Genomic DNA, 6,145 nt, shown 5'->3' with positions numbered 1-6,145 from the left:
CGGCTGCGCGGACTGCGAGGGCTCCAGCCCGCAGGGCTGGTGGTTCCACCTGCGCCGCTGCGCCGCCTGCGGCCACGTCGGCTGCTGCGACTCCTCGCCCGGGCAGCACGCCCGCGGCCACGCCGCCGCCGCCGGGCACCCGGTGGTGCGCAGCTTCGAGCCGGGGGAGGGCTGGTTCTACGACTTCACCACCGACGTCACGTACCGCTCCGGCCCCGAGCTCGCGCCGCCGCAGCACCACCCCGCCGACCAGGGCGCCCCCGGCCCGGCCGGCCGCGTGCCCGCCGACTGGCGCTCCCGCCTGCACCGCTGAGGCCGTGGCACCCCCGCGCGGCAGCGCGGCGGTGCGCGCCGCGCTGGCCGGCTGCCAGCGCACCGCGCCCACCCGCACGACGCCGCCCACGTGGCCACCGAGCACGGCCTGGCCGGGTTCGCCGAGGCGGTGGCCCTGGACGTCGGCGACCGCGGCGTCGCAGTGACGCTGGTCAACCCCGGCGCGGTGGCCGCCGGCGCCCCCTAGTCTTCACCCGCTCGCGCGGCGACCGCCCGCGAGCGGCGGCGACGGGAGGAGACGGCGTGGCGGCGATCGGCTGGCGGGTGCACGGGGACGGCAGGACGGCGCGCCCCGGGGCGGTGGTCGCCCCCGACGAGCGGCTGAGCTGGCCGCGCACGGTGGGCATCGGCCTGCAGCACGTGGTGGCGATGTTCGGCTCCACGATCCTCGTGCCGGCCATCACCGGCTTCCCCGCCTCCACCACGCTGTTCTTCTCCGCCCTGGGCACGGCGGTGTTCCTGCTCCTCACCGGCAACCGGGTGCCCAGCTACCTGGGGTCCTCGTTCGCGTTCATCGCCCCCATCGGCGCGGCCGTCGCCACCGGCGGGCAGGCCAGCGCCGCCGGCGGGATCCTGCTCACCGGCGCGCTGCTGGCGCTGGTGGGCGCCGTGGTGCACCTGGCCGGCTCGCGCTGGATCGACGCGCTCATGCCGCCGGTGGTCACCGGCACGATCGTCGCCCTCATCGGCCTGAACCTCGCCCCCACCGCGTGGGGCAGCTGCTCGGCGGACGGCACCTGCTCGGGGTTCCGCGCCGCGCCCGTCACCGCGCTGGTCACCCTCGGCGCGATCGTGCTGACCACCGTGCTGTTCCGCGGGATGCTCGGGCGCCTGGCGATCCTCGTCGGCGTCCTCGTCGGGTACGCGTGCGCGCTGCTGCGCGGGGAGGTCGCCTTCGAGGCGGTGCGCTCGGCGGCGTGGTTCGGGCTGCCCACCTTCAGCGCGCCCCGCTTCGACGCGGGCGTGCTGGGGCTGTTCCTGCCGGTGGTGTTCGTGCTGGTCGCCGAGAACGTCGGCCACGTGAAGTCGGTGGCGGCCATGACGGGGCGCGACCTGGACCCGCTCACCGGGCGGGCGCTGCTCGCCGACGGGGTGGCCACCACCCTCGCCGGTGCCGGCGGCGGCTCGGGCACCACCACCTACGCGGAGAACATCGGCGTGATGGCGGCCACGAAGGTGTACTCCACCGCCGCGTACTGGGTCGCCGCCGCGGCCGCGCTGCTGCTGAGCTTCTCGCCGAAGTTCGGCGCCCTCGTCGGCTCGGTGCCCGCCGGCGTCCTCGGCGGCGCCGCCACCCTGCTGTACGGGATGATCGGGATGCTCGGCGCGCGCATCTGGGTGCAGAACCGCGTCGACCTCTCCGACCCGGTGAACCTCACCACCGCCGCGATCGCCCTGGTCGTCGGCATCGCGAACTACACGTGGGTGCCCAGCGAGGGCCTGGAGTTCCAGGGCATCGCCCTGGGCACGGCCGCCGCGATCGGCGTCTTCCACCTCATGCGGGCGCTGGCGCGCTGGCGCGGCACCTCCCAGGAGGCGGCCAGCCCCGCCTCGGTGCCCGGTGGCAGCGAGCTGGAGGGCCGCTGACCCCCCGCCTCCGACGACGACGGCCCGCCACCCCTGCGCAGGGGTGGCGGGCCGTCGTCGTCGGAGGCGTCAGGCGGTCAGCTCGGCCGCCACCAGCTCGGCGATCTGCGCGGTGTTCAGCGCCGCGCCCTTGCGCAGGTTGTCCCCGCACACGAACAGGTCCAGCGTGTTGGGGAAGTCCAGCGCCTGGCGCAGGCGGCCCACGACCGTGGGGTCCCCGCCCACCGTGCTCGCCGGCGTGGGGAACACCCCGTTGGCCAGGTCGTCGCGCACCTCCACGCTGGGCGCCGCCTCCAGCGCCGCGCGCGCCTCGTCCACGCCGACCTCGCGGGCGAAGGTGGCGTGCACGGCCAGGGAGTGCGTGGTCAGCACCGGCACCCGCACGCAGGTGGCGGACACCTTCAGGTCCGGGATGCCCAGGATCTTGCGGGACTCGTTGCGGACCTTCAGCTCCTCGCTGGTCCAGCCGTCGTCCTTCAGCGACCCCGCGACCGGGATGACGTTGAGGACGAGGTTCTCCTGGAACGGCGAGTCCGCGCCCAGCTTGGCCTCGACGGCGGCGGCGGTGTCCCCGGCGCGCTGGCCCAGCGTGCGCTGGCCCGCGACGACCTCCAGCTCGTCGTAGAGCCGGTCCACGCCGGGCTGCCCGGCGCCGGAGGCGGCCTGGTAGCTGGCGACGACGAGCTCGGTGAGCTGCCAGCGCTCGTGCAGGGCGCCCAGGGCGTCCATCATCGTCAGCGTCGTGCAGTTCGGGTTGGCGATGATGCCCTTGGGGCGGTTGCGCGCGGCGGCGCCGTTGACCTCCGGCACCACCAGCGGCACGTCGGGGTCCATCCGGAACGCGCCGGAGTTGTCCACGGCCACCGCGCCGCGCTCGGCGGCGATGGGCGCCCAGTGCGCCGACACCTCGTCGGGCACGTCGAACATGGCGACGTCCACGCCGTCGAAGACCTCCGGCGCCAGCGCCTGCACGACGACGTCCTCGCCGCGCACCCGCAGCACCTTGCCCGCCGAGCGGGCCGAGGCCACGAGGCGGATCTCGCCCCACACGTCGGGGCGCTCGGACAGGATGCCGAGCATCACGGTGCCGACGGCACCGGTGGCGCCGACGACCGCGAGGGTCGGCTTGCGGATCGTGCTGCTGCTCATCGTCCGGTCCCTCCGTAGACCACGGCCTCCGCCTCGGCGTCCAGGCCGAACGCGGTGTGCACGGCGCGCACCGCGTCGTCGAGCTGCTCGGCGCGGGTGACGACGGAGATGCGGATCTCCGACGTGGAGATCATGTCCATGTTGATGCCCTTCGCGCCCAGCGCCTCGAAGAAGGTCGCCGACACCCCGGGGTGCGAGCGCATCCCCACGCCGATCAGCGACACCTTGCCGATCTGGTCGTCGAACTCCAGGCGCTCGAAGCCCACCTCGCCGCGGACCTTCTCCAGCGCCGCGGCGGCGCTCTGGCCCTCCGACTTCGGCAGGGTGAAGGAGATGTCGGTGCGGTTGGAGGCGCCCACGGAGTTGTTCTGCACGATCATGTCGATGTTGATCTCCGCCTGCGCCACCGCCTTGAAGATGGTGGCGGCGGTGCCCGGGGTGTTCGGCACCCCCACGACGGTGATCTTCGCCTCGCTGCGGTCGTGCGCGACGCCCGAGATGATCGGCTGTTCCACGGGTTCCTCCACGGCGTGGGAGCTGAGGCCGGCGGGGACGGGGGAGTCCGTCACCCAGGTGCCCTCGTGCGCGCTGAAGGAGCTGCGCACGTGGATGGGCAGGTCGTAGTTCCGCGCGTACTCCACGCAGCGCAGCATGAGGATCTTCGCGCCCGAGGCCGCCATCTCCAGCATCTCCTCGCTGGCGATGCGGTTGATCTTGCGGGCGGTGGGCACGATGCGCGGGTCGGCGGTGAACACGCCGTCCACGTCGGTGTAGATCTCGCAGACGTCGGCCTTGAGCGCGGCGGCCAGCGCCACCGCGGTCGTGTCCGAGCCGCCGCGGCCCAGCGTGGTGATGTCCTTGGTGTCCTGGCTGACGCCCTGGAAGCCGGCGACGATGGCGATGGCGCCCTCGTCCAGCGCCCCGCGGATGCGCCCGGGGGTGACGTCGATGATGCGGGCGCGCCCGTGCGCGGAGTCGGTGATGACCCCGGCCTGCGAGCCGGTGAAGGAGCGCGCCTCCAGGCCCAGGTTGCTGATGGCCATCGCCAGCACCGCCATCGAGATGCGCTCGCCGGAGGTGAGCAGCATGTCCAGCTCGCGCGCCGGCGGCATCGGGGAGACCTGCTCGGCGAGGTCGATCAGCTCGTCGGTGGTGTCGCCCATCGCGGAGACCACCACGACGACCTCGTGGCCGGCGCGCTTGGTCGCCGCGATCCGCTTGGCGACGCGCTTGATCCCGTCGGCGTCAGCGACCGAGGAACCGCCGTACTTCTGCACCACGAGAGCCACGACGGGCGATTCTACGGAAGCGGCGGGCGTGCTCCCGGCCGTGCCCGGGGCGCGGGCCGCCGGCTGGGCGATCCACGCCCGCGCGGCCGGGGGCGGTGGGCATCCTGCCCAGCCTCAGGGGTGCAGGGCGTCGAACTCCGCGCCGGAGGCGGTCTCGGCGTCCACGTCCAGGCGCAGGTGGCCCAGCAGCGACTGCAGCACCCGCAGCGCCGAGGTGGCCCGCGGCCCCCATGAGGACAGGTACGAGAACTGCCACCACCACAGCGCCTCGGTCACCTCGCCGCGCTCGAAGTGGCGCAGGCCGTGCACGAGGTCGGCCGCCACCGAGGCCAGGTCGTCCGAGAGCGAGCCGCGCACCAGGTGCGCGTCGGTCAGCGGGTCCACGACCTCGGCGTAGTCGTCCAGCCCCTCCACGACGTTGGCCAGGCCGGCGCGCAGCGGGTCCACGTCCGGGTCGGGGCCGGCGTCCGGCTCGTAGCGGCGCGCGGGCACCACGTCGGCCAGCGCGCCCAGCCGCGCGCCGGTCACCAGCGCCTGGCTGACGGCCAGCAGCAGCACCGAGGGGGCGGTGGAGTCGATCTGGCCGCTGGCCACCTCGGTGATCGCGTCGAGGTAGGAGCGGGCCTCCAGGGCCGTCGTGGCGGCCAGGTCGGCCAGCTCCACGGCCTCGGCGGCCTCCGCCCCGGTGGTCTCGACCACGCCGGCGGGCCGGGGCGTCGCGCCCGGCCCGGTCGTCTCGTCAGGCATCCAGGGACCTCCGTCCGGCGAACGCCCGTCCGAGCGTCACCTCGTCGGCGTACTCCAGGTCGCCGCCCACGGGCAGGCCCGAGGCCAGCCGCGTCACCCGCAGCCCCATGGGCCGCAGCAGCCGCGCCAGGTAGGTGGCGGTGGCCTCGCCCTCCAGGTTGGGGTCGGTGGCGATGATCGTCTCGGTGACCTCGCCGGAGCCCAGCCGCCCCAGCAGCTCGCGCACCCGCAGGTCGTCCGGGCCCACGCCCTCCATGGGGCTGATCGCCCCGCCCAGCACGTGGTAGCGGCCGCGGAACTCCCGGGTGCGCTCGATGGCCACGACGTCCTTGGACTCCTCGACCACGCAGATGACGCTGGGGTCGCGGCGCGGGTCGCGGCACACCCGGCACAGCTCCTCCTGCGCGACGTTGCCGCACACCGCGCAGAAGCGCACCTTGCTCTTGACCTCGGTGAGCACCTCCGCGAGCCGGCGCACGTCGGCGGCGTCGGCCGCCAGCAGGTGGAACGCGATGCGCTGCGCGCTCTTGGGACCCACGCCGGGCAGCCGTCCGAGCTCGTCGATCAGGTCCTGGACGACTCCTTCGTACACGTGGGAAGCGTACGTGCCGCCACCGACACCCGGCGCCTCCCGCGCGGGCGGCTCAGCGGCCCTCGTCGGTGGAGATCACCTTCCCGCCGAGCAGCTGCTCCACCACGACCGCGCCGACGAGCTGGGAGTCCTCGGCGTCCTCGTCGTCGCGGCTGGGCACGTCCTCCTCCGGCGCCGGGCGCGGGGCCCCCCGGGCGCCGGGCGGCTGCTGGGGGGCCTGCTGCGGCGCGTGCTGCCGCGGGGCGTGCTGCTGCGGGGCGTGCTGCTGCGGGGCGTGCTGGCGCGCCTGCGGCGCGCCCTCGCCCTGCGCCCGGCGCGGCGCCGACAGGTGCTCCTCGCCGGGGTCGTCGATGGGCGCCTCGGGCGGGGGCACGTCGGCGTACGGGTCCCCGCCGGGCTGCGCGGACGCCGGCCACGGCGCCTGCTGCTGCGGGGCGTGCTGCTGGGG

General features: G+C 75.1%; 6 protein-coding genes and 1 pseudogene. 2 read left to right on the top strand and 5 right to left on the bottom strand.

Annotated features, from left to right (window positions below):
* Together GTR00_RS11985 and GTR00_RS11980 are read left to right on the top strand one after the other, a co-directional pair.
* On the top strand, positions 1–313 hold a 313-nt coding region (locus GTR00_RS11985; RefSeq protein ID WP_166611853.1), incomplete at its 5' end, for a UBP-type zinc finger domain-containing protein.
* A 263-nt stretch (positions 314–576) separates the two neighbouring features.
* Complete coding sequence (locus GTR00_RS11980; RefSeq protein WP_166611852.1) at positions 577–1,920, top strand: uracil-xanthine permease family protein; 1,344 nt, start codon at positions 577–579, stop codon at positions 1,918–1,920.
* A gap of 69 nt (positions 1,921–1,989) precedes the next feature.
* Here GTR00_RS11980 and GTR00_RS11975 read toward each other — a convergent pair whose 3' ends face one another.
* From GTR00_RS11975 to GTR00_RS11955, 5 genes and pseudogenes are all read right to left on the bottom strand, one after another.
* Positions 1,990–3,069 carry an aspartate-semialdehyde dehydrogenase gene (locus tag GTR00_RS11975; protein WP_166611851.1) on the bottom strand — a complete coding sequence of 360 codons (1,080 nt, stop codon included), beginning with the start codon at positions 3,067–3,069 and terminating at the stop codon, positions 1,990–1,992.
* The gene (locus tag GTR00_RS11970) at positions 3,066–4,358 is read right to left on the bottom strand and encodes an aspartate kinase (RefSeq protein WP_166611850.1); all 1,293 of its coding nucleotides are present in this window, start codon (positions 4,356–4,358) and stop codon (positions 3,066–3,068) included. Before GTR00_RS11970 ends, GTR00_RS11975 begins: the two co-directional genes overlap by 4 nt.
* Positions 4,359–4,472: 114 nt before the next feature.
* Positions 4,473–5,105, bottom strand: coding sequence for a DUF5063 domain-containing protein (locus GTR00_RS11965; RefSeq protein ID WP_166611849.1), 633 nt, complete (start codon positions 5,103–5,105; stop codon positions 4,473–4,475).
* Positions 5,098–5,697 (bottom strand): recombination mediator RecR, encoded by a 600-nt coding sequence (gene recR, locus GTR00_RS11960; RefSeq protein WP_166611848.1) that lies wholly within the window; start codon positions 5,695–5,697, stop codon positions 5,098–5,100. Before recR ends, GTR00_RS11965 begins: the two co-directional genes overlap by 8 nt.
* Before the next feature lie 52 nt (positions 5,698–5,749).
* Positions 5,750–6,145 (bottom strand): annotated as a pseudogene (locus tag GTR00_RS11955) (hypothetical protein); the annotation flags it as partial.

The sequence above is a fragment of the Kineococcus indalonis genome (assembly GCF_009906395.1).
In the GTDB taxonomy this organism is placed as follows: Bacteria; Actinomycetota; Actinomycetes; order Actinomycetales; family Kineococcaceae; genus Kineococcus; species Kineococcus indalonis.
Note: the sequence above shows the minus strand (reverse complement) of the source record. Positions and strands in the feature narration are given on the sequence as shown.